The organism is Pyxidicoccus trucidator (assembly GCF_010894435.1).
In the GTDB taxonomy this organism is placed as follows: Bacteria; Myxococcota; Myxococcia; order Myxococcales; family Myxococcaceae; genus Myxococcus; species Myxococcus trucidator.
The window spans coordinates 1-378 of the sequence record NZ_JAAIXZ010000131.1 but is presented as its reverse complement, the minus strand read 5'-3'; the positions used below and the strand labels follow the sequence as shown (position 1 = coordinate 378).

General features: G+C 67.2%; 1 pseudogene. It reads right to left on the bottom strand.

From position 1 onward, the window contains the following. Nucleotides 1-378: pseudogene (locus tag G4D85_RS48735) on the bottom strand (hypothetical protein); the annotation flags it as partial.

Sequence of the window (378 nt, the reverse complement as noted above, 5' to 3'; positions counted from 1 at the left end):
GAACGAGGGCAGCAGGAGCTGCCGCGAGAGTGCCTCCACGAGCTTTTCGGCCAGGGTGTCGAAGAGTGCCGTCGACGCCGGGTCGGCCAGCCCCGCGCGCTCCATTCCCGCGAGCATCAATAGCACATAACCTCGGTAGAGCACGCTGTGGGGCAGGAGGTGTTCCTCCACGCGTGCGCTGCCGTCGGAAAGGAAGGGCCCACGTCCTTTCGTCAGGGCATCGTCGAGCAGGGCCTTCACGCGTCGAGGTGTCTCTGGCAGGGGGGCGCCATCCAGCGACAGCTGGACGAGGATGAAGGACAGGTGCGCGGCACACAGGAGCTGGGCCTCGGAGAAGCGGCGGTTCGCATCGCCCAACAGCTTGGGCTCGCAGCCGAG